Genomic DNA, 22,151 nt, shown 5'->3' with positions numbered 1-22,151 from the left:
CCGCCGGCCGTGCGATGGGAGGATGGGAATATGCCGATGACCACAACGGACGACCTGCGCCCCAAGGGTGCCCGGCCCTTGAGCGGGCCCCGGATCCCGCACGAGATCCGGATCCCGCGGGGGATCCGGGCACTGAACTGGACCCGCAACGACGCGCTCGTGGCCATCGCCGCCGTCGTCGTGGACCTGGTCGGCTATGCGCTCGGCGCGGCCGGGGGCGGCCGGCCCCTCTCGGTGTCCGCCCTCGTCTTGGTGGTCCTGACCGCGCCCTGCCTGCTGGCCCGGCGGGTCAGGCCGGTTGCCGTGCTCGGCGCCGTCCTCGCCCTCGGCGTGGCGCTGAACCTGATCACGTCACAGGGCCCGCACTTCTCCGCGGGAGCGACCGTCGCGCTCTACTCCGTGGCCCGCGTGCGCGGCCCGGCGGTCACGGCGGCGGCCGCCCTGGCGGCCGTGCCGCTGACGGTGGTCGGCAGCGGATCCGGCGGCACGACCGGGTTCATGGGCCTGCTCGGCAACACGATCGCCGTCCTGCTCGTCGTCGCCGCCGCGTTGCTGACGCGCCGCTGGCATCAGGAGACCGAGGCCCGGCGCATCCTGCTCGCCGAGCGGGCGGTGGCCGACGAACGCCGCCGCATCGCCCGCGAGCTGCACGACATCGTGGCGCACCACATCACCACCATGCAGCTGATGGCCGGCGGGGCGCGGGCCAACCTCGCGCACGATCCGGGGGCGGCCCGCGAGGCCCTGGTCACCCTGGAGGGGTCCGGGCGGATGGCGCTGCGCGAGATGAGGCAGCTCCTCGACGTGCTGCGGGCGGGGGAGGAACCGGAACACACCCCGCCGGCCCCGCAGCCCGGTCCCGGCGACCTGGACCGGATCGTCGCCGAAGCGGGGCTCGGCGGCCTGGAGACCGGGTTCACCGTGGACGGGCCGGTCCGCCCGCTGCCGCCGGCCCTCGGCCTGACGGTGTTCCGCATCGTGCAGGAGTCGCTGACCAACGCCCGCAAGCACGCTGGCCGCACCCGGGCCCATGTACGGCTGACGTATCGTCCGGACGAGGTGACGGTGGAGGTCCGCGACGAAGGGTCGGGGGACCGGCCCGCGCGGGCGGCTCAGGGTTCCGGTTACGGTCTGATCGGCATGCGCGAACGCGTCGCCCTGCAGGGCGGCACCCTGGAGGCGGCCGCCCTGGACGGCGGCGGATTCCGGGTGGCGGCGCGCCTGCCGGCGCCGCCCGGGCCGGACGTGCCCGGGGGAGAGGGAGAGGAAGAACGCGGATGATCCGTGTGCTCATCGCGGACGACCAGCCGCTCGTCCGGCGGGGCCTGGCGCTGATCCTGGCCCCCGAGCCGGAGTTCGAGGTCGTCGGCGAGGCCGGGGACGGCGCCGAGGCGGTCGCCCTGGCGCAGCGGCTGCGGCCCGACGTGGTCGTCATGGACATCCGGATGCCGATCCTGGACGGGGTCGGGGCCACCGCGGAACTGTCCGGGCTGCTGCCGCAGTGCCGGGTCCTGGCGCTGAGCACCTTCGACATGGACGAGTACGTGGTCGCCGCCCTGCGGGCCGGGGCCTACGGGTTCCTGCCCAAGGACGTCTCCCCGGAGGAACTGACCGCCGCGATCCGGACCGTCCACACCGGTGAGGCCGCCGTGGCGCCGCGCCTGTTGACCCGGCTGATCTCCACGTACGTACGGATCCCCGAGCGGCCCGCCCGGCGGACGGACGGAGTCCCGGCCGGACTCACCCCGCGGGAGCGGGAGATCTGGCGGCTGCTGGCCACCGGACACGACAACACGGAGATCGCCGCGGAACTGGACATCAGCGTCTCCACGGTCAAGAACCACATCACCGGCCTCTTCGGCAAGCTGGAGGTCCGCGACCGCGCCCAGGCGGTGATCGCCGCGTACGAATCGGGCGTGGTGGAGGTCGCCGACGGGCCGCGCTGAGCGGCGCCATCCCGGGAGGGACCGGAGGAGCCCCCGGCGCACACCCCTGACCTGCGGAACATACCCGGAACACTGGAGGATTCACCCGTGCGCGACGGGGCACGTCCATGGCACAGTGCGATCAGCCCAACCGCACGACCAGGGAGTCTCCATGAGCGATCCGTACTCCACGCAGCTCGCGGCCACCCCCGAGTACCGGGTGGAGCCGAGGCGGCCGAGCCCGGCGGGCCGGCCGAGCCCGGCGAGCCCGTCCGGCCCGGCGGGCCGGCCGGGTCCGCTGCCGTGCTGCCCGGTGTGCGAGGAAACCCCCGAGCGCATCTCCTGGCGCCAGCGTCCGGGGCAGCCGGTGGTCATGGTCTTCGACCCCTGCGGGCACCGCCACGGCTCCCCGGCGGCGCCGGTCCTGGCGGTGAGCCCGCCGCCCGTCACGGGCTGGGGACGGGCCCTCGCATGAGCGTGCTGACCCACTGGATGAGCCCGCCGTCGTACATGCCGGGAACGTAGCTGTACGCGTCGTGGCCGCCGCCCTGGTCGACGTGGAACTTCGTCTTCACGGGCCCCTTGCCGTAGTCCTTGATGAACTTCTCGATGGGCGGCCGGTTCTGGACGTCGCTGCCCTTGGTGCCGACCTGGAAGGCGAGGTCCACCTCGGGTCCGCCCCGGTCGATCAGCTTCTGCGCGAGCTCGGGCGGACTGTTCAGGGCCTTCTCCTCGGGGTGGCCGTTCCACAGCCGGGAGTCGGGGACGATGTCGGGCCCGCCGGCGATCACGGCCCGGAACCGGTCGGGCTTCTGCAGCACCGCCTTGAGCCCGGCGAAGCCGCCGGAGGAGCTGCCCATGAAGGCCCAGCCGTCGCGGGACTTGATCGTACGGAACGTCGCGCGGACCAGGTCGGGGACGTCCTCGGTGAGCCAGGTGCCCATCTTCGGCTGGCCGGGGATGTCGCTGCCGTCCCAGTAGAGCCCGTTCTTGTCCGATCCGGGGTTCAGTACGGGCATGGCGAGGATGAAGGGGAGACTGGCGCCCTCCTTGGACCACTTGGAGATGTTCGCCTCCAGCTTGAGGTTGCTCCCGCTCCAGTAGTTCTGGTTGAAGCCGGGCCCGCCGGGCAGCGCGATCATCACGGGGAAGCCGCTGTGCGCGTACTTCGGGTCGTGGTACTGCGGCGGCACCCAGAGCCAGACCTTGCCGGTGAAGTGGGACTTCTTCCCCGCGAGCGTCGTCACCATCACCTTGCTGCCGTCCTCGGGGATGGTGCCGGACACCTTCAGCTCGGGCGCCGGTCCCGTGGGCAGCAGGGTCAGGGGGTCGTCCGACGAGCCACCGGCCTTCCCGCGGGCCGTGGTACCGGGCTCGTCGAGGTGCACGATGTCGCCGGTGTCGTCGAACGGGTCGAGGTGGATCAGCACCCCGGCGGCCAACCCGCACACGGTGACCAGCGGGACGGCCACCCCGAGCCACCGCCGCCAGCGGGGCGGCCGGTCGCCGCCGTGTCCCTCGACCCGACCGTGTCCGTGCCGCGCCTCCCGGCGTGTGCCGTGCTTCATCGTGCGTGACTCCTGAGCCCTGTGCGGAGGCGGCCGGTACGGCTGCCGGCCTGTGAGAGCGCGCGAGGAAGGCAACGGTTCGTCACCAAAGGTTATGAAAAGGGCAAAGGGGCGGTCATGCCCGCGACGATGAGATCGACGCCGGCGAGGAACTGCGCGCGGTCGTCATGGTCGAGCCCCTGGTCCGCGAGCGCCCGGATGAAGGGATGGTCCTCGGGGTCGAGCCGCTTCCACGACTGCGCCACGGAGTCGATGTAGGCGCTGCGGTCGGCCTCCGGGCCGAGGTCGCGGGCGCGCATCCGGTTCGCGGCGTTCTGGCCGGCCGCTCCGAGGATGTAGTGCACCAGCGCGGACGTCGCGGTGAACCAGCTGCTCGCGGGCACGTCCAACGCGTGCACCTGCCGCCCGATGGTCTCGAAGACCCTCAGCGCCACCGGCCCGGAGGGGTGGTGGGAGAGCTGGGTGGCGAGCTGGGCGGCGAGCCACGGGTGCCCCTCGATCGCGTCGAAGAGGCCGAGGGCGACGGCGTGGATCTCTTCCGGCGGTCCGCCCGTCCCGCCGGCGAGGGCGGTGGTGACCGTGTGCTCGGTGGCCGCGGCCAGCAGTTCGCCCTTGCCGGCCACGTGCCAGTAGATGGCTCCGGGGCCGGTGGCCAGGCGTTCGCTCAGGGCCCGGAAGGTCAGCCCGCTCTCGCCCGCCGTGTCCAGCAGGTCGACGGCGGCCTCGACGATCCGCTCACGGGAGAGGGCGTCGGTGCGCCGCTCGGACTTCTTGCGCGTCGGTGGTGTCACTCCACCATTTTGACATGGATGGAATGACGTTCCAGACTGAGTGTGGAACGATGTTCCAGACCGATGGGCCGTGGACGGGCGACCCACGTGAAACAGCAGGAGGAACCATGGCGCTGCAGGACCAGCCCGCGTACCTGATCAAGATGCGGGCCAAGCCCGGACTCGGTGACGAGCTCTTCGAGCTGGCCACGGCCGGGATGGAGAAGTCGGGGTCCTCGGACCGCTTCATCATCGCCCGCGAGGACGCCGACCCCGACGTGCTGTGGAACATGGAGGTGTTCCGGAGCCACGAGGCGAAGGACGCCTACGAGAACAGCCCGCTCGCCGACGAACTGCGCGACGAGATCATCGGGCTGCTCGCCGAGCCGCCGATGCGGATCGAGGTCCACCCGTACTCGGCCCTGCCCGCCGGCCCGGCCTGAGGCGCCCGGCCGGGGTGGCCCGGCCTGAGCGAGCCGGCCTGAGCGGGCCGGGGCCGGCCCGCCCGCGGGCTCAGGCGTCGGCCGGGGCGGGCTGCAGGTGGGCCGGGTCGGCGGGGCGCGCGCGGTCGATCAGGGAGGAAGCCAGCAGGGCCGTGACCGCCGAGATCACCAGCAGCGGCATCAGCGTGGGTGCCTCCTTGCCCAGCAGGGCGGCGGCCAGGACCACGCCGGTCACCGGGAGCCGGGTGCCGGCCACGCCGGCGGCGCAGATGCCGGCCGCCAGGGCGGGGGCCATGCCGAAGCCGGGGAGGCTGCCGAAGGCGATGCCGACCGATGCCCCGATCATGATGGACGGGAAGATCGGGCCGCCGCGGAGGCTGCCCAGGGCGATGCTCCAGCCGATCAGCTTGAAGACCGAGAGGGCCACCAGCGCGCCCACCGCCCAGGACGAGGGTGCGGCGGCCAGCTGGCCGACGGTGTTCTGCCCGGACAGCGCCACCTCCTCGGGGGAGCGTCCGGTGATCAGTGCGTAGCCGGTGATGCAGACGCCGACGGCCACCGCGCACAGGACGATCCGCCGCATGGAGGTGCCCGTCCAGGCGTGTACGAGCAGGCCGGCGGACTTGCCCAGGGCGATGACGACCCCGATCAGGGCCGCCATGGGGATGCCCCAGAGGAAGTCGCCCGCGTCGGGCAGGCCGGCGGCGGGTTCCTTGGGGAGGGTCAGCGCGCCGATGCCGAGGCCGGTCCAGTGCCCGAAGCCGGTGAAGACCAGGGCCCCTACCCCGCTGGCGACCAGGGCGGGCAGGATCAGTACGAACAGGCGCGGGCCCCCGGCCACGAGGGCGGCTCCCTCCAGCACCATCACCACCGGGATCAGCGGACTGCCGAAGATCGTGCTGATGGCGGCGGTGGATCCGGCCATGCCGAGCACCGTGGCCAGCTCGGGCTGGGTGGCGCGCTGGGCGGCGCGCATGCTGAGGAGGGCGAGGCCGCTGCCGATCGCCATCAGGGGTGCCTCGGGTCCGAGCATCACACCGAGGGGCAGGCAGGCCAGCGCGGCCAGGATCACGCTCGGGGTCTCGCGGGGCATGGTCGGCGGGCCGCCGAAGCCGTGGGCGGGGATGTGCCCGCCGGCGCCGGCCATCCGCGTGATGATCGGCGCGGCCAGCAGTCCGGCGAGGGTGAGCGTGGGCAGCCCCCACCACCAGGGGGCGCGGGAATAGCCGAGCAGGTCGGGCGCGGTGTGCCACAGCCAGTGCTGGAGTTCGTGTTCGAGGCTGACGAAGCCGAAGGCGAACAGCGAGACCGGGATGCCGACGAGCGCCGAGAGCGCCAGCAGGCGCAGGGTCGCGGGCGCGAGGAGGAGCTGACGGAGCGATGCGGGCCGCGGTGACGATGCGGGCTGTTGAGCCTGTTCCATGAGTGCCGGGCCCTCCAGAAAAGTCCGTGGTTCGTCTCAGGGTCGTGGCGCGGGTCGGTCCGCGCAGGGCGGGTGAGCCATACGGGTGAAGGGCCGGCAGAGCTCCGTATGTTCAAAGATGCTCGTTGACCAGCCATTCCAATCAACTTCCTTCAAATGGGGCCTCCAGGGCGCTATGTTGCCCGGTGCATGCCAAAAGGTGTGTCCGTAGTCCGGACTGCACGAGGAGCCGCCCCATGAGACTCATCAGCATCCGCAGGAGCCCACGGCGCCACCGCGCGCCCGTGGCCGCGCTGCTCGCCGCGGCCCTCGCCGTGACCGGTCTGGCCGCCGCCGGATCCCTCTCCTCCCCGGCCGCGGCCGCCGCCCAGGCGCCGGCCCCCGCCACGGCGGGCAACGCCACCGGCATCACGCAGTCCGGGAACACCTTCACCATCGCAACCGCCGGCGGGGCCAAGGCCCGGGTGGTCGTCGCCCGCGCCGACATCTTCCGGCTCTGGCTCTCGCCCGACGGCGCCTTCACCAACGACCCCGCCGGCACCGACCTCGCCCCCACCACCGACTTCGGCCCGGTGAGCGCCGCCTGGACCGACGCGGGCACGTACTACAAGATCACCACAGGTTCCCTGACCATCCGCGCCAACAAGACCCCGCTGCAGTTCTCCGTCTACCGGGCCGACAACTCCACCCTCGTCTGGCAGGAGACCCAGCCCACGTCCTGGACCAGCAGCCAGACCACCCAGTACCTGGCGCGCGGGACGGACGAGCAGTTCTACGGGACCGGCCTGCGCCTGGGCGAATGGGCCCTGCGCGGCAAGACCGTCCCGATCGCGGTCGACAACAAGTGGCGCGAGAACAACAACGCCAGCCCCGCGCCCTTCTACGTGTCGACCAACAACTACGGCGTGATGCGCAACACCTGGGCCCCGGGCTCGTACGGCTTCAACGCGCCCACCACCCTCACCCACGACGAAAAGCGCTTCGACGCCTGGTACTTCACCGGAGACTCCCTCAAAACCGTCCTGGACGCCTACACCGACGTCAGCGGCAAGCCCTTCATGGCTCCGGCGTGGGGCTTCGAGCTCGGCAACGCCGACTGCTTCAACGCGTCCAACCCGGCCTACCAGGGCGACCACAACCGGCTCCGCCACCAGACCACCCCGGACGTCGTCGGCTACGCCACGGACGCCCGCGCCGCCGACATGCCCTCGGGCTGGTTCCTGCCCAACGACGGCTACGGCTGCGGCTACACCGCGCCGCTGAAGTCCACGGTCGACGCGCTGAAGGCCAAGGGCTTCCAGACCGGCCTGTGGACCTCGACCGGCCTCGGCAACATCAACGACGAAGTGGGGGTGGCCGGTTCACGGGGCGTGAAGACCGACGTCGCCTGGATCGGCGGCGGTTACAAGACGGCGTTCTCCGGCGTCCAGCAGGCCGTCGACGGCATAGAGAAGAACTCCGACGCCCGCCGCTACGTCTGGACCGTCGACGGCTGGGCCGGCACCCAGCGCAACGCCGTCGTCTGGACCGGTGACACCAACGGCACCTGGGACGACATGCGCTGGCACGTTCCCGCCGTCACCGGCGCCGGCCTCTCCGGCTTCAACTACGCCACCGGCGACGTCGACGGGATCTTCGCCGGCAGCCCCAAGACGTACGCCCGCGACCTCCAGTGGAAGGCCTTCACCCCGGCCTTCATGACCATGTCCGGCTGGGGCGCGACCGGCCCGACCGCCGGCTACCAGGACAAGCAGCCCTGGCGGTTCGCGGAGCCCTACCTCTCGATCAACCGCAAGTACCTCCAGCTGAAGATGCGGCTGATGCCGTACCTGTACACGATGAGCCGGACCGCGCACGAGACCGGCGTCCCGAGCACCCGCGCGATGGTCCTGGAGTACCCCGAGGACCCGGTGGCGCGCGGCAACCTGACCAGCGGCCAGTTCATGGCCGGTGACTCCTTCCTCGTCGCACCCGTCGTCTCCGACACCTCCGTGCGCGACGGCATCTACCTCCCGGCCGGCACGTGGACGGACTACTGGACGGGCAAGACCTACGCCGGACCGGGCTGGCTCAACGGCTACCAGGCCCCGCTCGACACCCTGCCCCTGTTCGTCAAGGGCGGCGCCATCGTCCCGATGTGGCCGCAGATGAACTACACGGGGGAGAAGCCCGTCTCCACCCTCACCTACGACATCCACCCGCGCGGAGCCACCTCCTTCAGCCTGTACGAGGACGACGGCATCACCCGCGCCCACCAGAGCGGAGCCTTCGCCCGCCAGCAGGTCGACGTCACCGCCCCGGCCTCCGGCTCCGGCGCGGTCACCGTGTCCGTCGGCGCCCCGGCCGGCAGCTACGCGGGCAAACCGGCCTCGCGCGGCTACGAGTTCAGCCTCCACGTGGCCACCGCGCCCGGCACGGTCACCGTGGACGGCGCCGCCCTCACCCGCCTGACCGGCAAGGCCGCCTACGACGCCGCGGCCACGGGCTGGTTCTTCGACGCGGCCGACCGCGGCGGCATCCTGTGGATCAAGACCGGTACGAAGTCGGCCGCGTTCAGCGTCTCGGCCACCGGAACCTCCGTCCCGGCCGCCGACCCCATCCCGGTCACCTCCAGCCCGGTCCCGCAGTCGGCCTGGACCCTGCTCTCCGCCGACAGCCAGGAGACCGGCGGCGAGAACGGCGCAGCCCGCAACTCCTTCGACGGGAACACCGGGACCATCTGGCACACCGCCTGGTCCGGCTCCGCCCCCGCGCCGCTCCCGCACGAGATCCAGATCGACCTCGGCGCCCGCTACACGGCCGACGGCCTCGGCTACCTGCCCCGCCAGGACGGCGGGGTCAACGGCCGGATCGGCGGCTACGAGGTCTACGTCTCGGACACCACCACCGACTGGGGATCCCCCGTGGCCACCGGCACCTTCGCCGACACGGCGGCCCTCAAGTCGGTCTCCCTGTCCGCCAAAGCGGGCCGCTACCTCCGCCTCAAGGCACTGACCGAGGCGGGCGGCCGCGGCCCCTGGACCAGCGCCGCCGAGATCACCCTCACCGGCCGCCCGACCCCGCTGCCCGCGGCCGCCACCCTGGTCAACGGCGCCTCGGCCACCTGCATCGACCTCCCGGGCAGTGCCACCACCCCCGGCACCCAGCCCACCCTCTACAGCTGCCATGGCGGCCCCAACCAGCGCTGGACCCTGCAGGGCGACGGCCGGCTGACCGGCCTCGGCGGAGTCTGCCTGGACGCCGCCACCGCCTCCGCCGTCGCCATCCAGACCTGCAACGGCAGCTCCGGCCAGAGCTGGCAGACCGGCCCGGACGGCAGTCTGCGCAACTCCGGCCAGTGCCTGACCCCGGCCGGCTCCGCCACGGCCAACGGGACCAAGCTCACCAGGGTCGCCTGCGCCACGACCCCGGCCCAGCGCTGGACGTTCACTCCGTGAGCCCGTGAGCCCGTGAGCCCGTGAGCCCGTGAGCCCGTGAGCCCGTGAGCCCGTGAGCCCGTGAGCCCGTGAGGTTCCCGGCATTCCGATGAGAGCCGCCTGACACCCCCCACCGAGCCCGGCCCGGCAACCAGCCGGGCCGGGCTCCGGGTTGAGGGGCCGGTTACGGTGGGGGGCCGCGATCTTCGGACCTTCAGGAAGGTGCTCATGCCCGCCGGGAAAATGCACGCCGACGAACCCGACATCGACGCCGCCCTCGTGCGCGAGCTGATCGCCGGCCAGTTCCCGCGGTGGGCGGGGCTGCCCGTCGAGCGGGTCGACTCCGCCGGCACCTCCAACGCGATGTACCGGCTGGGCCCGGACCTGGTCGTACGCCTTCCCCGTACGCCGGGCGCGGCCGGCGACGTGGCCATGGAGCACGTCTGGCTGCCGCGGCTCGCCCCGGGCCTGCCGGCCGCCATTCCCGCTCCGATCGGCATGGGCCGGCCGGACGCGGGCTATCCCTGGCCCTGGTCCGTCTTCGGCTGGGTCCCCGGCGAGAACCCCGTACCCGGCCGGATCGCGGAGCCGGACCTCCTGACCCTGGACCTGGCGGAGTTCGTCTCCGCACTGCACCGGGCCGATCCGGCGGACGCCCCGGCCTCCTATCGCGCCGAGACCCTGGCGGCCCGGGACGCCGCGACCCGTACCGCGATCGCGGAACTGGGCGCGGGCGCCGACGCCGGCCCGGACGCGCGGGCGGTGACCGCCCTGTGGGAGGAGGCCCTGCGGGCCGAGCCATGGACCGGGCCGCCCGTCTGGATCCACGCCGACCTGCAGCCGGGGAACCTGCTGCTCGCGGACGGAAGGCTTGCCGCCGTCATCGACTTCGGCTGCGCCGGACTCGGCGAACCGGCCGTCGACCTGATCGCCGCCTGGTACGTCCTCCCGGCCTCCGCCCGCCCCGCCTTCCGGGCCGCTCTGGACGCGGACGGGGCGATGTGGACCCGCGCCCGCGGCTGGGCCCTGTCGATCGCGCTCATGGAACTGAACTACTACCGGGAGACGAACCCGGTCATGGCGGCCATCGCCCGCCACGTCATCGGCGAACTCCTCGCGGACGGCCCGGGGCAGGACTGACGGGAACGCGACGGATGTGCGGCAGGACTGACCGGAACGCGCACGATCCGACCGGACGGTCGGCCGGGGTATGGATCGCTGTCAGTGTCGGTTGCGAGGATGGACGGCATGACGCCTTTCCTTCTGAGCGACATCGACCGTGCCATCCGCAGCAGTTGGAGCGCGATGACCTGCACGCCCGAGTACCGCGACCGGTGGACCCGTGAGAACCCGGCCCGCGACCAGTGCGGGGTGACCGCCATGCTCCTGAACGACCTGCTGGGCGGCGAACTGATCCGCGGCGAGGTCCTGGTCGACGGCGAGCGCGTGGACTACCACTGGTGGAACCGCCTCGGCCTCGGCATAGAGATCGACCTCACCCGCGAACAGTTCGGCCCGGAGGAGAAGATCACCGAGGGGATCGTCGTGCCCCGACCCCCGGAGAGCGAGTGGCGCCGTCTGCGTACGGAGTACAAGACCCTCCGCGACGAGGTCATGACCAAGCTCGCCCGGCCCGAGGCGCGGGTGGCCGCCGCCTCGTAGGCCGTCCCCGCGGTGCGGGGGAATCGCGCGCTCCGCGATCTCCCGCACCGCACGCTCAGGAGCGCCGCCCACGTCCGCCGCCCCGGGACGCGAGGATCAGCAGCCCGGCCGGCACCAGGCCCAGCGGGAACCCCGACGGTCCCAGGATCCACCCGGCCAGCACCACCCAGCCCGCCAGGACCCATCCCACGTAGCCCGGGACCTCCTGCCCGGTGCGGGCCATCCGTGACAGCAGCAGGCCCAGCAGGATCAGCGGCACCGCGAAGCCGCCCGGCAGCGCCCAGAACAGCCGCACCGTCTCGGCGTGGGTGTCGGGGTCCGCGCCCCGCAGCTCGCCCGACAGCCAGCCACCCCATTGAGACCGGGACGCGAAGGCGAAGAGCGCGGTGTGGAGGCCGCCGATGGCCACCGCGCACCGGCCCGCCCACAGGGTGAGGGTGCGGGTACGAGTACTGCCGCCCGCGGCGGAAATTTCGATACGCTCAGTTCCGATACTCATAGTCTCGTATCATGGGCCAATGCAGCCTCCGAAGCAACCCGCCGGCCGCCCGCGCGAGACCCGCGTGGACGCCGCAATCCGCGACGCGGTACGGGAGTTGGTGCCCCGCGTCGGATACGCCGGCCTCACCATGGACGCCATCGCCGCCACGGCGGGCATCGGAAAGGCGGCCATCTACCGCCGCCACACCTCACGCGGCGAGCTCGTCTTCTCCGTCCTCGTCCACGGGAGGGAAACGCGGCCCCTGCCCGACACCGGAACGCTCACCGGCGACCTCACCGCGCTCGCGAACCTGATCCTGGGGATCTTCTCCGACCCGGTGACCGCCGCGGCCGCCCCCGGGCTGCTCGCGGACCTGCAGCAGCAGCCCGACATCGCCGCGCGGTTCCAGGAGACCTTCATCGCCGAAGAACGCGCACAGATCGCCGCGTTGCTGGAACGCGCCCACCAGCGAGGCGAACTGCCCGCACCGGCAGACCCCGTACTGGTGCACGCAGCCGTACTCGGCACCGCGTACGCCTGGCTGTTCCTCCTCGCCGAGCCGCCCAACCCCACCCTGGCATCGCGCATCGCCACACTCGCCGAAGCCGCCGCCCGGGGCGCCTAGGTCGTCTCTATCTGTGACCGGGAAGGTCCGCCGGATCGCCCGTCATTCCGACCTCCTCGCCGCCCGGTGACGAGAACGCGCCCGAATCGGCAGCGAAGAGGGCATCCGCTGGGGAGGGTGATCCCCCGCTGCTGCAGCCCGATCTACCGCGCGGCCCGCAACGCCGCCGCGATCTGGACGACATCCAGGTCGACGACGATCTCCTCGCCGTCCCACACACCGCGCGAGGAGATCGCCAGACCGATGAAGGCCGGCTCGGCGGCATCGTCACGCAGTTCGTACTCCTCGAAGGGGCGGTCCGCGGTCCGTGCGGGACCCGCGGGAGTTGGCGGGTCGGCACCCGGGTCCGCCCTCGCGATGGCGGACCCGGGTTGCCGCCCTGGGCCGTGAACTGATCGTCGGGGAGCCGGGGATCCACGTCAATCCTCCGGATTTCTGGCAACACCCAAGGGATACCTTGGGTGTTGTGACCCTCGATGATCTCCGCGTCTTCGTCGCCGTCTGCCGGGCCGGCAGACTCAGTGCCGTCGCCCGCGACCTCGGCCGCACCCAGTCGGCCGTCAGCCAGCACATCCGCCGCCTGGAGAAGGAGACCGGCGCCGCGCTCCTGGAGCGGCACCCGCGCGGAGTCTCGCCCACCGGGGCCGGTCTGATCTTGCAGGCGGCCGCCGCCGACGGCATCGCCGGGCTCGACGGAGCCCTGCGCCGACTCGACGCCCTCGTACGGGGCGACGGCGGCTCGGTCCGGGTCACCACCGGGGCCACCACCGTGCGCCACTTCATGGCCGAGGCGATCGTCGCCTTCCGGCGCGGCCATCCCCGGGTCAGCCTGGAGTTCCGGACCGAGAACTCCAGCCGGAGCTGCTTCGAAGCCCTCGCCGCCGAGGACCTCGACCTCGCGTGGATCACCATCGGCGCCCCCGTGCGGGGCATCGAGCAGCGCCCCGTCATGCGACTGCCCTGGGTCCTCGCGGTCGGCGCCGACGATCCCCTCGCCGCCCGCTCCAGCCTGGAGCCGGCCGACCTCGGCGGCATCCGGCACATCCGGCTGCCCGAGAACTCCGCCTCCCGCGCCCACCTCGACGCCGCCCTCGCCGACGCCGGCATCCGGATCAGCTCCGACACCAGCGCCGCCGACTGGGACACCGCCCTCCTCCTCGCCGAACTGGGCCTCGGCCACGCCGTCGTACCCGCCCTGCCCGGCTGGCCGGTCCCCGGATCAGAGGGGCCGCTGCGCCTGGTGCCGGTCCCCGCCCTCCCGCCGCTCACCGTCGGCTGGGCCGTCCGGCGCTGGTCCGCCCTCGCCCCGCTCGCCCGCGCCTTCGCCGACGAGGTGGCCCGCAGCTGCGTGGCCCGCCCCGCCTCCGCCCCGGGCCGGCGGCGGGCCGGGCCGTTGTGAGGAGGGCGGCCGGGCGGCGGGCGGCGGGGAGGAGGCCGTCCGTCGTGAGGTGGGCAGCCGGGAGGCCGGGAGCAGTCCTGCCGCGGCCAGCACCGTCAGGACCGCTACCGAAGCCCCGGTCCCCGCGGCCACCGCGATGCCCAGCGCGGGGCCGATGTTCATCGCCGTCTGCTTGAGCCCGCCCACCACCCCCGCGTACCCGGCCGGGGCGTCCCCGACCGCCGTGCCGGTGGCCGTCACCATCACCGCGGCGAAGCCCGCGCCGAGCACCCCGAACCCCCAGCCCGGACCCAGCCCGGTGATCCCGAGAGCCACCAGCGCGGTCCCCGCCATCGCCGTCCCGCGAGCCCCGAACCGGCGCAGCAGGGCCCCCGCCGCCGGTGCGCCGACGACCATGGCGGCCGTCATCGGCAGCACGCGCAGCCCGGTGGCGAGCGGATCCAGCCCCGCCGCGTCCTGGAGCGCGAAGCCGGCCGCGAACAGCGCCCCGAACACCGCGGCGGAGACGACGGCCAGCAGCGCGACGGACGCCGTCACGGGGACGGAGCGGGCCACCGGGCGCGGCACCAGGGGCTGGGCGGAGCGGCGCTCCGACCGTACGAGGAGGGCGGCCAGTGCGGCGGCCGCGGCGAAGCCCGCCAGGGTGCGGGGCCCCGACCAGCCGTGTTCCGGTACGCCGGCCAGCGCGTGGACCAGCGCCGCGAGGGCCGTCGCGAGGAGGGCGGCGCCGCCGGGCCGGATCCGGCCGGGCTCCGTGGGCGGCGGCGCGGGGACCCGTACGAAGAGGGCGGCCACCGCGATCGCGAGGGCGGCGGGGACGTTCGCCACGAACACCGCGCGCCAGCCGAAGCGTTCGACCAGCACGCCCCCGATGAGCGGTCCGGCCGCCGCGGCCAGCCCGATCGCCGCGGTCCGCACCGCGACCGCCCCGCCGATCCGCCCGGGCGGGTACGCGAGCCGCAGCAGGGCGAGCGTCGCCGGCTGGAGCAGTGCTCCGAACAGTCCCTGGGCCGCGCGCAGGGCGACCACCCAGCCGACCCCGGGAGCCAGCGCGATGCCGGCCGAGGCCGCCGCGAAGCCGAGTACGCCGGTGAACAGCAGCCGGGTGTGCCCGTACCGGTCGCCCAGCCGCCCGGCGAGGACCAGGAAGGCGGTCACGCTCAGCAGGTACGCACCACTGGTCCACTGCACCTCGGCCAGACTCGTGCCGAAGTCCCGCCGCATGGTGGGCTGCGCCATGAGCAGCACGGTCCCGTCGAGGGCGACGAGCATCGCGCCGGCCGCGCTGACGCAGAGCGCGAGCCGGGGCCTCACGGGCGGCGCTCCGGCAGGTGGGCGTCGACGGCGGCGTCGACGAGCCGGTCGAGGGAGGCCGCCGGGTCGCCGTCGAGGGCGAGCGGCAGACTGCCCCGGGACCACAGCTGGGCCACGCCGTGCAGATTGGCCCACAGCGCCGCGGCGGTGATGCGGGGCTGGTCGCCCGCCCCGCACCGGGCGACCAGGGAGACGAGCAGCTCGAACATCGGCAGCGTGGAATCGCGGAGCCGGGCTCCCGACGGCCCGTCCCGCCCGGCGCCGTCCAAGAGGTCGTGGCGGAACATCAGCTCGAACATGCCGGGGTGCTCCAGCGCGTAGCCGACGTACGCGGACCCCAGCGCCCGCACCTGCCCGCGCGGGTCGTCCGCACCCGGGCCCGCCATCGCGGCCGGGACGCGGGAGCCGAACTCCTCGAAACCGCGCCGGGCGATGGCGGACAGCAGCGAGTGGTGGGTGGGGAAGTAGCGCCGGGGCGCCCCGTGGGAGACCCCGGCGCGGCGGGCGATCTCGCGCAGCCCGAGCGCGGCGGTGCCCTCGCTCGTCACGAGCTCCACGCCGACGTCGATCAGCCGCTCGCGCAGCCCGCTGTCCTGATGATCACGCTGATCCATAGACAGTGTCTACCACTTGTGGGTAGACAGTGTCTATCCATCCCCGTCGGTGATGATGGGATGAGTGCGGCCGGGCGAGGCGCCCGGCCCGGCGCAGGGAGAGGTGACCTGCCATGGCGGAGCGCGAGGGCCGTGAGGCCGGGCCGTCGGCGGACGGGCTGGAAGAGGGCCGCCTGATGAAGGAGCTCGAAGCGATCCACCGCACGCGTCACGAGACCCTGCTGCACGGATCGGATGACGCGCTGCTCACGCACACCCGGCGGATGGACGAACTGGAGCGCGAGTACGTGCGCCGCCACCCGGAACGCGCCCAGACCACGGGCCGCACCCGCTCGGGCGCCCGTGCCCGCACGGGCACGGAAGAACAGGGCTGACGCCCCGGAGGTTCGGGCCTCCTTCTCGGCGTGCGCGCCGAGCACGAACAACAGTCGATCGTGCCGCGGGCTGCGCCGCGGGCATGGCGTGCAACAGACTTGCTTCATGTGAGACAAATTTGTATCGTTTGATACGAAGGAGGATCGCATGATGAACGACGAAGAGCTGCTGGACGGCGCCGCACGCGTGCTCGCGGGCGACCACAGTGCCTCCATGGCGCACATCGCCGCGGGCATCGGCACCAGTCGCGCCACGCTCAGCCGCCGCTACGCCACCCGCGAGGCACTCCTCAAGGCCGTCGCCGTCCGGGCGATCCACGTGGTCGACGGGTGCCTGGCGCCCGCCGACCTGCCCGCCGACGCCGACGGCGCGGAGTTCGACGCCGCGCTCGAGCGGCTCGTCACCGGGCTGCTGCCCGCCGCGCACCTGTACGGGTTCACCTCGCGCGACGCCACCGTGCTGGCCGACCCCGAGTTCCGGGCCGGTATCCAGCGCCAGGACCAGCGGGCCCTCGCCTTCCTGGCCCTCGGCCAGCGCCTCGGCCGGCTCCGCGTCGACCTGCCCGCGTACTGGATCTGGTACTCGCTGTGGGGACTGCTCGACGCCGCCGCCGAGGGCGTCCGCGACGGCCACCTCGCCCGCCGCGACATCGGCCGGCTCGTCCTCACCTCCTTCCTCGGCGGAACCCGGCCCTCCCCGGCCGCGTGACCACGCCCACGAACCCCTCCCGCGTACGACCGTGAAACAACCGTGAACGGAACCCAAATGCACACCCCCACGCAGGACCCGCGCCGCTGGATCGTGCTCACGATCCTCTCCGGCAGTCTCCTGCTCATCTCGATGGACACCACGATCCTCAACGTGGCCTTCCCCTCGCTCGTCGGCGACCTCCAGCCGGGCGCCGTACAGCAGCTGTGGATCATCGACATCTACGCCCTCGCCCTCTCCGGGCTGCTGGTCACCGCCGGCGCCCTCGGTGACCGCTGGGGCCGCAAGCGCCTGCTCATGGCGGGCTTCGGCATCTTCGCCCTCGCCTCGCTCATCGCCGTCCTGTCCACCGAGGCCTGGCACGTCATCGCGGCCCGCGCCCTCCTCGGCGTCGGCGGCGCCGCGATCATGCCCTCGACCCTGTCGATCCTGCGCACCGTCTTCACCGACGCCAAGGAACGCGCCTTCGCCCTCGCCGTCTGGGCCGCCGTCTTCGGCGGCGGCATGGCCTTCGGCCCCGTCGTCGGCGGCCTGCTCGTCCAGGACTACGGCTGGCACTCCGCCTTCCTCCTCAACCTGCCCGTCACCGCGGTGATCGTCGCGGCCGGCCTGCGCTACCTCCCCGAATCCCGCTCCCCGCGTTCCGCCGGAAAGTGGGACTGGACGGGCGTCGGCCAGTCGATCGTCGGCATGCTCGCCCTCGCGGGCGGCATCAAGCAGCTCGGCAAGAGCGGCGTCGCCGACCCGCTGCCCTGGGCCCTGCTGGCCCTCGCGGTCGTGTCGCTGACCCTGTTCGTCCGCCGCCAGCTGCGCGTGGACAACCCGCTGCTCCAGGTCCGGCTCTTCACCAAGCCCGCCTTCAGCGTGGCCGCCACCGCGATCTTCCTGCCCATGGTGGGCATGGGCGCGATCCTGTTCCTGGTCACCCAGTGGTTCCAGTACGGCCAGGGCTACACCCCGCTGGAGGCGGGCCTGCGCCTGCTGCCGGCACCGCTCGCGCTGATCTGCGCCTCGATGGTCGCCCCGACCCTCATGCAGCGCTTCGCGATCCGTCACGTGCTCGGCAGCGGCCTGGTGGTCCTCGCCGCGGGCATGGCCCTGCCCTGGACCCTCCAGCAGTTCACCGGCCTCGGCTACCCCGCCTTCGCCGTCGCGCTCACCATCATGGGCCTGGGCGCGGGCATCGCGACCACGGTCGCCTCGGTGACCCTCATCTCCGCGGCCCCGGCGGACCAGGTCTCCAGCGCCGCCGCCATCGAGGAGACCTGCTACGAACTCGGCTCGGCCATGGGCGTCGCGATCCTCGGCTCCACCGCCGCCGCGCTCTACCGCGGCAACCTCCCCGCCCTGGACCTGGACTCCACGACGCTGGCCGCCGTACGGGACTCCGTGGGCGAGGCCGCCCACACCGCCGAACAGCTCGGCGGCGGCCTCGGCCGGACCCTGCTCGACGCCGCCTCGCAGGCCTACACCCTCGCGATCACCCCGGCGTTCCTGATGGCCGGTGTCCTCGCGATCGCCGCCGCGGCGACCACCTGGACCCTGATCCCGCGCGACCTGCGGCCGACCGAGAACCACTGAGGCAGCAGGGGGCCGGGGCGCGGCGCCCTACGGGGCGGCCGCGTAGGCCCACACCGCCCGCATCGTCTCCGGGGCCGGCGAGGCGCCGGTCATCTCCCGCTGGGTCAGCAGGATGGTGACGGCCCCCGTCGAGGGGACGATGTGGGCGGCGGTGCCGGTGCCGCCGAGCCAGCCGTAGCGGCCCGGCACGTTCCACGGGTCGGCCGGCGTGACGTCGACCGACCCGCCGAACCCCCAGCCCTGGCCCTCCAGGAACAGTTCGGCGCCCGCCCGCTGGTCCGGGGTCAGCCAGTCGGTGGTCATCCGGCGCGCCGAATCCTCCGAGAGCAGCGGGCCGCCGCCGTCCAGCAGCATCCGGGCGAAGCGGTGGTAGTCGTCCACCGTCGAGACCAGCCCGCCCGCGCCGGACGGGAAGGCGGGCACGGCGCTCCACTGTCCGTCGGGGGCGTCCACGAGGTCGAGGCCCCCGTTCGCCCCCGGCCGGTACAGGTGCGTGAACCGTCCCGCCTGCCCCGCCGGCACGGCGAAACCGGTGTCGGGCATGTCCAGCGGCTCGAAGATCCGCTCCGCCAGGAATTCCGGCAGCGAACACCCCGCCGCCCGGGCGATCAGCACGCCCAGGACGTCGGAGCAGGTGTTGTAGAGCCAGGCCCCGCCCGGCTGGTAAAGCATCGGGATCCGGCCCAGCGCGGCCATCCACGCGTCCGGCGCCGCGACGTCCTGCGGCCGCGGCGGGCCTTGGCGCAGCTCGCCGAAGAGCGGGGCGACCGCCGGGAGCGAGAAGTCGGAGGGGAAGCCCCACCCCGCGCGGAAGGTCATCAGGTCGGCCACCGTCACCGCCCGCTTCGCCGGGACGACCTCGTCCACCGGGCTCGCGGGAGTCCGTACGACCACGGGTGCGGCGATCTCCGGCAGCCAGGGCGCGACCGGGTCGGTGAGGGCGAACCGGCCCTCCTCCACCAGCATCATGACCGCCGCCGCCGTGACCGGTTTGGTCAGCGAGGCGATCCGGAAGATCGAGTCGCGGACCATCGGGGCCTCGCCCCCGGCGTCCGCGCTGCCGACGGCGGCCACTTCGGGCCCCCCGCCGTCGCCCCGGTCCACCAGGGCCACCGCCCCCGGCAGGGTTCCGTCGTCCACGAACGGCTGAAGGATGTCGGTCAAACCGGTCACGAGCCCGCCCTTTCGAGAGCCTGTCCTACGGAGTCCCACAGCCCGCAGTGGTGCCGGGCCGCCGCGTCGACGGGGCGGATGCCGCCCGCGTCCTGCGGCGCCGAGTCCCGCGGCGCCGAGTCCTGCGACTCCACGGACGGCGGCGCCAGGGACAGTACGGCGGGGGAGCGCGGCCACCAGGGCCCCGTCCCGGGGGCGTTCGGATCGCCGGTCGCCGCGAACCGGGTCCAGTAGTCGGTCATCCGCTCCGCGAGCACCCGCTGCGCGGCGCTCATCGGGAGCCCGGTGTCGAAGAGGTAGGGCAGTTCGGACCCGTGCGAGGCCCCGTACGGGAACCCCGGCACCGGCGGCAGCCCGGTGAAGTCCGGTGCGCTCCGGTCGTCGAACCCGTAGTCGTACGTCGGCACGTGCCGGGCCAGCGCACGGCTGTCCCGCAGCTGCGGACACACGAAGGAGGCGTCCGTCAGCGCGGCCGCGAAGGCCAGCGCGGGCGTCGGATGGGCCGTCACCGGATAGGCGGCCTCGACGAGACCGGCCGACCGCGACCCGAACGCGGCGCGCAGCCGGGCCCGGTAGGCCTGCGCGTCGGCGACGGGGTAGGCCGCCAGGGTCTGCCCGAGGAAGATCCGCATCTCGTCGCGGGTCGAGCCCTGCACCACCGGAACCCGGTGGAACTCCCCGCGTTCCAGGGCCCGTCGGGGCTCGGTGGGGAGCAGCGGGGTGCCGTACGACACCGCGGAGAAGAGCGTCATGAGCCCGGGGGTCGCCAGGACCTCCGGGGCGAGGCCGCGCAGGCACTCCAGCACCTCCGCGTCGGCCGGGCGGCCGCAGCCGAGCCGGACCGCCGCCTCGGTTCCCCGGGCCACGGTCCGGGACTCCGGCACGAACGGCTCGTAGGCGGGCAGCGCGGGGAGCAGCGAACGCGCCGGGACGGTGAGGGAGCATGATCCGCTCTGCACGATGGCCCGGTGGAACAGGCCCGCGGAGGCGGGGGAGGTGAGGTGCAGGCAGACGCTCAGGCCGCCGGCGGACTCGCCGAACACGGTGACGTTGCCGGGATCGCCGCCGAACCGGGCGGCGTTGGCACGCACCCAGCGCAAGGCGGCCTGCTGGTCGGCGAGCGCGAAGGCGGGGGCTCCGCGGAGGGAGGGATGCCCGAAGAGACCGAAGATCCCGAGCCGGTAGTTGACGGTGACGACCACGGCCCCGCCGGCCGAGGCCAGCCGGCCCGGCCGGTAGAGATCCCCGGCGCCGTTCATGAACCCGCCGCCGTGGAACCAGACCATCACGGGCCGGGCCGCGACACCGCTGGTTCCGGCACCCCGCGAGCTCCCGATCCCGGCAGTGGACGAGGGCCGTCCGGCGCCGATGGCCGTACCCGGAACCGTGACGTTGAGGAACAGGCAGTCCTCCGAGCCGCTGGGGGCTCCCGGCCCCACAGCGGGCAGCTGCACGCACCGGGCCCCGGGCGCACCGGCGTCCCGTACGCCCACCCAGCGCGCGGCGGGCTCCGGAGGCCGCCAGCGCAGTGGTCCGGTCGGCGGGGCGGCGTACGGGATCCCCTCGAAGGTGAGGTACCCGGCGGCCTCCCGCCCGCGCGCCGCTCCCCGGTCGGTCTCGACGACGGGCCGTTCACCGAGGATGGTGCCGGTCCCCGAACGCTCTCCGCTCCGCCCGGCCCCGGCTCCGCCGAACGGCGCGGGCCCGACCCCGCCGAACGGCCCGACCCCTGTTCCGGCGAACGGCGCGGCCCCGGTTCCGCCGAACGGCGGGGTGCCGGTTGCGCCCAAGGAGGCGGTCCCGGCTCTGTCCAAGGGGGCGGCCTCGGCGTGGCCGAAGGGCGTGGTTCCGGCTTCGCCGAAGGGCGCGGCCTCGGCTTCGCCCTTCGGCGAGGTCGCGGTTCCGGCCCCCGAGCCGGCGATGGCGCCGGCCTCCGCCGTGACCACCGGTCCGGATCCGGCCCCGGCCCGGGGCCCGGAATCCGAGGGGGACGCGGCCGTCGCCGTGGCTGCTGGGGTGGTGGTCAGGAGGAGGGCCAGGAGGAGGGCGGCGCCCGGGGAAGCCATCAGCGGCCCCTCGACAGCACGCCCCGGACGAACGCCGCCTGACCCGCGTGCTGGAGGTCGTCAGCGATCACGCTGACCAGCCGCGCCCCGAGGGTCACCGGCGGGTCCCACCGCTCGTCGACGACCCGGTCCAGATCCGCGGCGGACAGCCCCCGCAGGAACCGCTCCGTCTGCGCGTGGACGGCGTCGAAGTACCCCAGCAGCAGCTCCCCGGAGTCGACCCGGACGGCCTCGGCCTCGCGGGCGGTGTGCCCGTAGCCGGTCGACCCGCGGGGCAGCGCGAGCCCGAACCGTTCGTCCCAGTCCTGCGCGTGCCAGACCTGTTCCCAGCCGGCCGCGTCCGCCACGTGGTCGTCCTGGACCCGGGTCAGGTGCCAGACGAGCCAGGTGATCGAATTCGCACCGGGATCGATCCGCGCGTCCAGCCGTCCGGGTTCCAGCCCCTCGACCGCCTCGTGCACCACGTCCCGGATCCGGCCGAACGCGTCGGCCAGTACCTCCGTACCCTTCATGCCCCCACCATGCCCAGGACGGCCGCCGACCGGGCCCGCGGCACCGCGGGGGACCCCCGTTTGCCCGCCCCGAATGGCGCAGCGGGGCCGGGTGCC

20 protein-coding genes and 1 pseudogene are annotated in these 22,151 nt (G+C 73.6%); 12 read left to right on the top strand and 9 right to left on the bottom strand.

Annotated features, from left to right (window positions below):
* Positions 1-30: 30 nt before the first annotated feature.
* The 3 genes from ACFYYB_RS01140 to ACFYYB_RS01130 all read left to right on the top strand — a co-directional run bounded on the left by ACFYYB_RS01140 (position 31) and on the right by ACFYYB_RS01130 (position 2,400).
* Positions 31-1,281, top strand: coding sequence for a sensor histidine kinase (locus tag ACFYYB_RS01140; protein ID WP_389432467.1), 1,251 nt, complete (start codon positions 31-33; stop codon positions 1,279-1,281).
* Positions 1,278-1,946, top strand: a complete 669-nt coding sequence (locus ACFYYB_RS01135) for a response regulator (RefSeq protein ID WP_389432465.1) — start codon at positions 1,278-1,280, stop codon at positions 1,944-1,946. Before ACFYYB_RS01140 ends, ACFYYB_RS01135 begins: the two co-directional genes overlap by 4 nt.
* Positions 1,947-2,097: 151 nt before the next feature.
* Entirely contained in the window at positions 2,098-2,400 is a 303-nt protein-coding gene (locus ACFYYB_RS01130) for a hypothetical protein (protein WP_389432464.1), read from the top strand.
* Here ACFYYB_RS01130 and ACFYYB_RS01125 read toward each other — a convergent pair.
* Together ACFYYB_RS01125 and ACFYYB_RS01120 are read right to left on the bottom strand one after the other, a co-directional pair.
* On the bottom strand, positions 2,372-3,493 hold the full coding sequence (locus tag ACFYYB_RS01125; protein ID WP_389432463.1) for an alpha/beta hydrolase: 1,122 nt from the start codon (positions 3,491-3,493) through the stop codon (positions 2,372-2,374). The genes ACFYYB_RS01130 and ACFYYB_RS01125 overlap by 29 nt on opposite strands.
* Before the next feature lie 92 nt (positions 3,494-3,585).
* The gene (locus ACFYYB_RS01120; protein WP_389432461.1) at positions 3,586-4,284 is read right to left on the bottom strand and encodes a TetR/AcrR family transcriptional regulator; all 699 of its coding nucleotides are present in this window, start codon (positions 4,282-4,284) and stop codon (positions 3,586-3,588) included.
* Positions 4,285-4,391: 107 nt separating this feature from the next.
* Here ACFYYB_RS01120 and ACFYYB_RS01115 point away from each other — a divergent pair, with 107 nt between their 5' ends.
* Positions 4,392-4,706 (top strand): putative quinol monooxygenase, encoded by a 315-nt coding sequence (locus ACFYYB_RS01115; RefSeq protein WP_389432460.1) that lies wholly within the window; start codon positions 4,392-4,394, stop codon positions 4,704-4,706.
* A 70-nt stretch (positions 4,707-4,776) separates the two neighbouring features.
* Here the strand turns inward: ACFYYB_RS01115 and ACFYYB_RS01110 are convergent, their stop codons facing one another.
* The gene (locus ACFYYB_RS01110) at positions 4,777-6,129 is read right to left on the bottom strand and encodes a chloride channel protein (protein ID WP_389432458.1); all 1,353 of its coding nucleotides are present in this window, start codon (positions 6,127-6,129) and stop codon (positions 4,777-4,779) included.
* Positions 6,130-6,365: 236 nt separating this feature from the next.
* On the opposite strand from ACFYYB_RS01110, the gene ACFYYB_RS01105 reads away from it, so the two are divergent.
* The 3 genes from ACFYYB_RS01105 (at position 6,366) to ACFYYB_RS01095 (ending at position 11,207) form a co-directional block, all read left to right on the top strand.
* Entirely contained in the window at positions 6,366-9,566 is a 3,201-nt protein-coding gene (locus ACFYYB_RS01105) for a TIM-barrel domain-containing protein (protein ID WP_389432457.1), read from the top strand.
* A gap of 207 nt (positions 9,567-9,773) precedes the next feature.
* Entirely contained in the window at positions 9,774-10,685 is a 912-nt protein-coding gene (locus tag ACFYYB_RS01100; RefSeq protein ID WP_389432456.1) for an aminoglycoside phosphotransferase family protein, read from the top strand.
* A 108-nt stretch (positions 10,686-10,793) separates the two neighbouring features.
* Positions 10,794-11,207, top strand: a complete 414-nt coding sequence (locus ACFYYB_RS01095) for a hypothetical protein (protein ID WP_389432455.1) — start codon at positions 10,794-10,796, stop codon at positions 11,205-11,207.
* Between the two features lie 55 nt (positions 11,208-11,262).
* On the opposite strand, the gene ACFYYB_RS01090 is transcribed toward ACFYYB_RS01095, so the two are convergent.
* A complete protein-coding gene (locus tag ACFYYB_RS01090; RefSeq protein WP_389432453.1) occupies positions 11,263-11,706 on the bottom strand; it encodes a DUF6463 family protein in 444 nt (147 codons plus the stop codon).
* 19 nt (positions 11,707-11,725) lie between these two features.
* On the opposite strand from ACFYYB_RS01090, the gene ACFYYB_RS01085 reads away from it, so the two are divergent.
* Both ACFYYB_RS01085 and ACFYYB_RS01080 read left to right on the top strand, forming a co-directional pair.
* Entirely contained in the window at positions 11,726-12,313 is a 588-nt protein-coding gene (locus ACFYYB_RS01085) for a TetR/AcrR family transcriptional regulator (RefSeq protein WP_389432452.1), read from the top strand.
* A gap of 466 nt (positions 12,314-12,779) precedes the next feature.
* Entirely contained in the window at positions 12,780-13,712 is a 933-nt protein-coding gene (locus ACFYYB_RS01080; protein WP_389432451.1) for a LysR substrate-binding domain-containing protein, read from the top strand.
* A 198-nt stretch (positions 13,713-13,910) separates the two neighbouring features.
* Here ACFYYB_RS01080 and ACFYYB_RS01075 read toward each other — a convergent pair.
* Together ACFYYB_RS01075 and ACFYYB_RS01070 are read right to left on the bottom strand one after the other, a co-directional pair.
* Positions 13,911-14,936 (bottom strand): annotated as a pseudogene (locus ACFYYB_RS01075) (MFS transporter); the annotation flags it as partial.
* A gap of 86 nt (positions 14,937-15,022) precedes the next feature.
* Positions 15,023-15,640: a TetR/AcrR family transcriptional regulator gene (locus ACFYYB_RS01070; RefSeq protein WP_389432450.1), complete on the bottom strand. Its 618-nt coding sequence runs from the start codon at positions 15,638-15,640 to the stop codon at positions 15,023-15,025.
* A gap of 113 nt (positions 15,641-15,753) precedes the next feature.
* Between ACFYYB_RS01070 and ACFYYB_RS01065 the strand changes: the two genes are divergently transcribed.
* From ACFYYB_RS01065 to ACFYYB_RS01055, 3 genes are all read left to right on the top strand, one after another.
* Positions 15,754-16,014 (top strand): DUF6158 family protein, encoded by a 261-nt coding sequence (locus ACFYYB_RS01065; protein ID WP_389432448.1) that lies wholly within the window; start codon positions 15,754-15,756, stop codon positions 16,012-16,014.
* A gap of 148 nt (positions 16,015-16,162) precedes the next feature.
* Positions 16,163-16,723: a TetR/AcrR family transcriptional regulator gene (locus tag ACFYYB_RS01060; protein WP_389432447.1), complete on the top strand. Its 561-nt coding sequence runs from the start codon at positions 16,163-16,165 to the stop codon at positions 16,721-16,723.
* Positions 16,724-16,780: 57 nt separating this feature from the next.
* On the top strand, positions 16,781-18,304 hold the full coding sequence (locus ACFYYB_RS01055) for an MFS transporter (RefSeq protein ID WP_389432446.1): 1,524 nt from the start codon (positions 16,781-16,783) through the stop codon (positions 18,302-18,304).
* 27 nt (positions 18,305-18,331) lie between these two features.
* Here ACFYYB_RS01055 and ACFYYB_RS01050 read toward each other — a convergent pair whose 3' ends face one another.
* From ACFYYB_RS01050 to ACFYYB_RS01040, 3 genes are read right to left on the bottom strand one after another with little or no spacing between them, the layout of a single operon-like run.
* Positions 18,332-19,477: a serine hydrolase domain-containing protein gene (locus ACFYYB_RS01050; RefSeq protein ID WP_389432444.1), complete on the bottom strand. Its 1,146-nt coding sequence runs from the start codon at positions 19,475-19,477 to the stop codon at positions 18,332-18,334.
* Entirely contained in the window at positions 19,474-21,543 is a 2,070-nt protein-coding gene (locus ACFYYB_RS01045) for a carboxylesterase/lipase family protein (protein ID WP_389432443.1), read from the bottom strand. The genes ACFYYB_RS01050 and ACFYYB_RS01045 overlap by 4 nt, the downstream gene beginning before the upstream one ends.
* Positions 21,543-22,055, bottom strand: coding sequence for a DinB family protein (locus tag ACFYYB_RS01040; RefSeq protein ID WP_389432442.1), 513 nt, complete (start codon positions 22,053-22,055; stop codon positions 21,543-21,545). Before ACFYYB_RS01040 ends, ACFYYB_RS01045 begins: the two co-directional genes overlap by 1 nt.
* Between the last annotated feature and the right edge of the window lie 96 nt (positions 22,056-22,151).

The organism is Streptomyces sp. NPDC002886 (assembly GCF_042888445.1).
Classification (GTDB): Bacteria; Actinomycetota; Actinomycetes; order Streptomycetales; family Streptomycetaceae; genus Streptomyces.
The sequence above is the reverse complement of the archived record's forward strand: the minus strand, read 5'-3'. Positions and strand labels throughout refer to the sequence as shown.

Bases quoted from the DNA above. Each gene is read 5' to 3' on its own strand.
- ACFYYB_RS01140 (WP_389432467.1), top strand. From the start codon at position 31: ATGCCGATGACCACAACGGACGACCTGCGCCCCAAGGGTGCCCGGCCC.
- ACFYYB_RS01135 (WP_389432465.1), top strand. From the start codon at position 1,278: ATGATCCGTGTGCTCATCGCGGACGACCAGCCGCTCGTCCGGCGGGGC.
- ACFYYB_RS01130 (WP_389432464.1), top strand. From the start codon at position 2,098: ATGAGCGATCCGTACTCCACGCAGCTCGCGGCCACCCCCGAGTACCGG.
- ACFYYB_RS01125 (WP_389432463.1), bottom strand. From the start codon at position 3,493: ATGAAGCACGGCACACGCCGGGAGGCGCGGCACGGACACGGTCGGGTC.
- ACFYYB_RS01115 (WP_389432460.1), top strand. From the start codon at position 4,392: ATGGCGCTGCAGGACCAGCCCGCGTACCTGATCAAGATGCGGGCCAAG.
- ACFYYB_RS01110 (WP_389432458.1), bottom strand. From the start codon at position 6,129: ATGGAACAGGCTCAACAGCCCGCATCGTCACCGCGGCCCGCATCGCTC.
- ACFYYB_RS01105 (WP_389432457.1), top strand. From the start codon at position 6,366: ATGAGACTCATCAGCATCCGCAGGAGCCCACGGCGCCACCGCGCGCCC.
- ACFYYB_RS01100 (WP_389432456.1), top strand. From the start codon at position 9,774: ATGCCCGCCGGGAAAATGCACGCCGACGAACCCGACATCGACGCCGCC.
- ACFYYB_RS01095 (WP_389432455.1), top strand. From the start codon at position 10,794: ATGACGCCTTTCCTTCTGAGCGACATCGACCGTGCCATCCGCAGCAGT.
- ACFYYB_RS01090 (WP_389432453.1), bottom strand. From the start codon at position 11,706: ATGAGTATCGGAACTGAGCGTATCGAAATTTCCGCCGCGGGCGGCAGT.
- ACFYYB_RS01085 (WP_389432452.1), top strand. From the start codon at position 11,726: ATGCAGCCTCCGAAGCAACCCGCCGGCCGCCCGCGCGAGACCCGCGTG.
- ACFYYB_RS01070 (WP_389432450.1), bottom strand. From the start codon at position 15,640: ATGGATCAGCGTGATCATCAGGACAGCGGGCTGCGCGAGCGGCTGATC.
- ACFYYB_RS01065 (WP_389432448.1), top strand. From the start codon at position 15,754: ATGGCGGAGCGCGAGGGCCGTGAGGCCGGGCCGTCGGCGGACGGGCTG.
- ACFYYB_RS01060 (WP_389432447.1), top strand. From the start codon at position 16,163: ATGATGAACGACGAAGAGCTGCTGGACGGCGCCGCACGCGTGCTCGCG.
- ACFYYB_RS01055 (WP_389432446.1), top strand. From the start codon at position 16,781: ATGCACACCCCCACGCAGGACCCGCGCCGCTGGATCGTGCTCACGATC.
- ACFYYB_RS01045 (WP_389432443.1), bottom strand. From the start codon at position 21,543: ATGGCTTCCCCGGGCGCCGCCCTCCTCCTGGCCCTCCTCCTGACCACC.
- ACFYYB_RS01040 (WP_389432442.1), bottom strand. From the start codon at position 22,055: ATGAAGGGTACGGAGGTACTGGCCGACGCGTTCGGCCGGATCCGGGAC.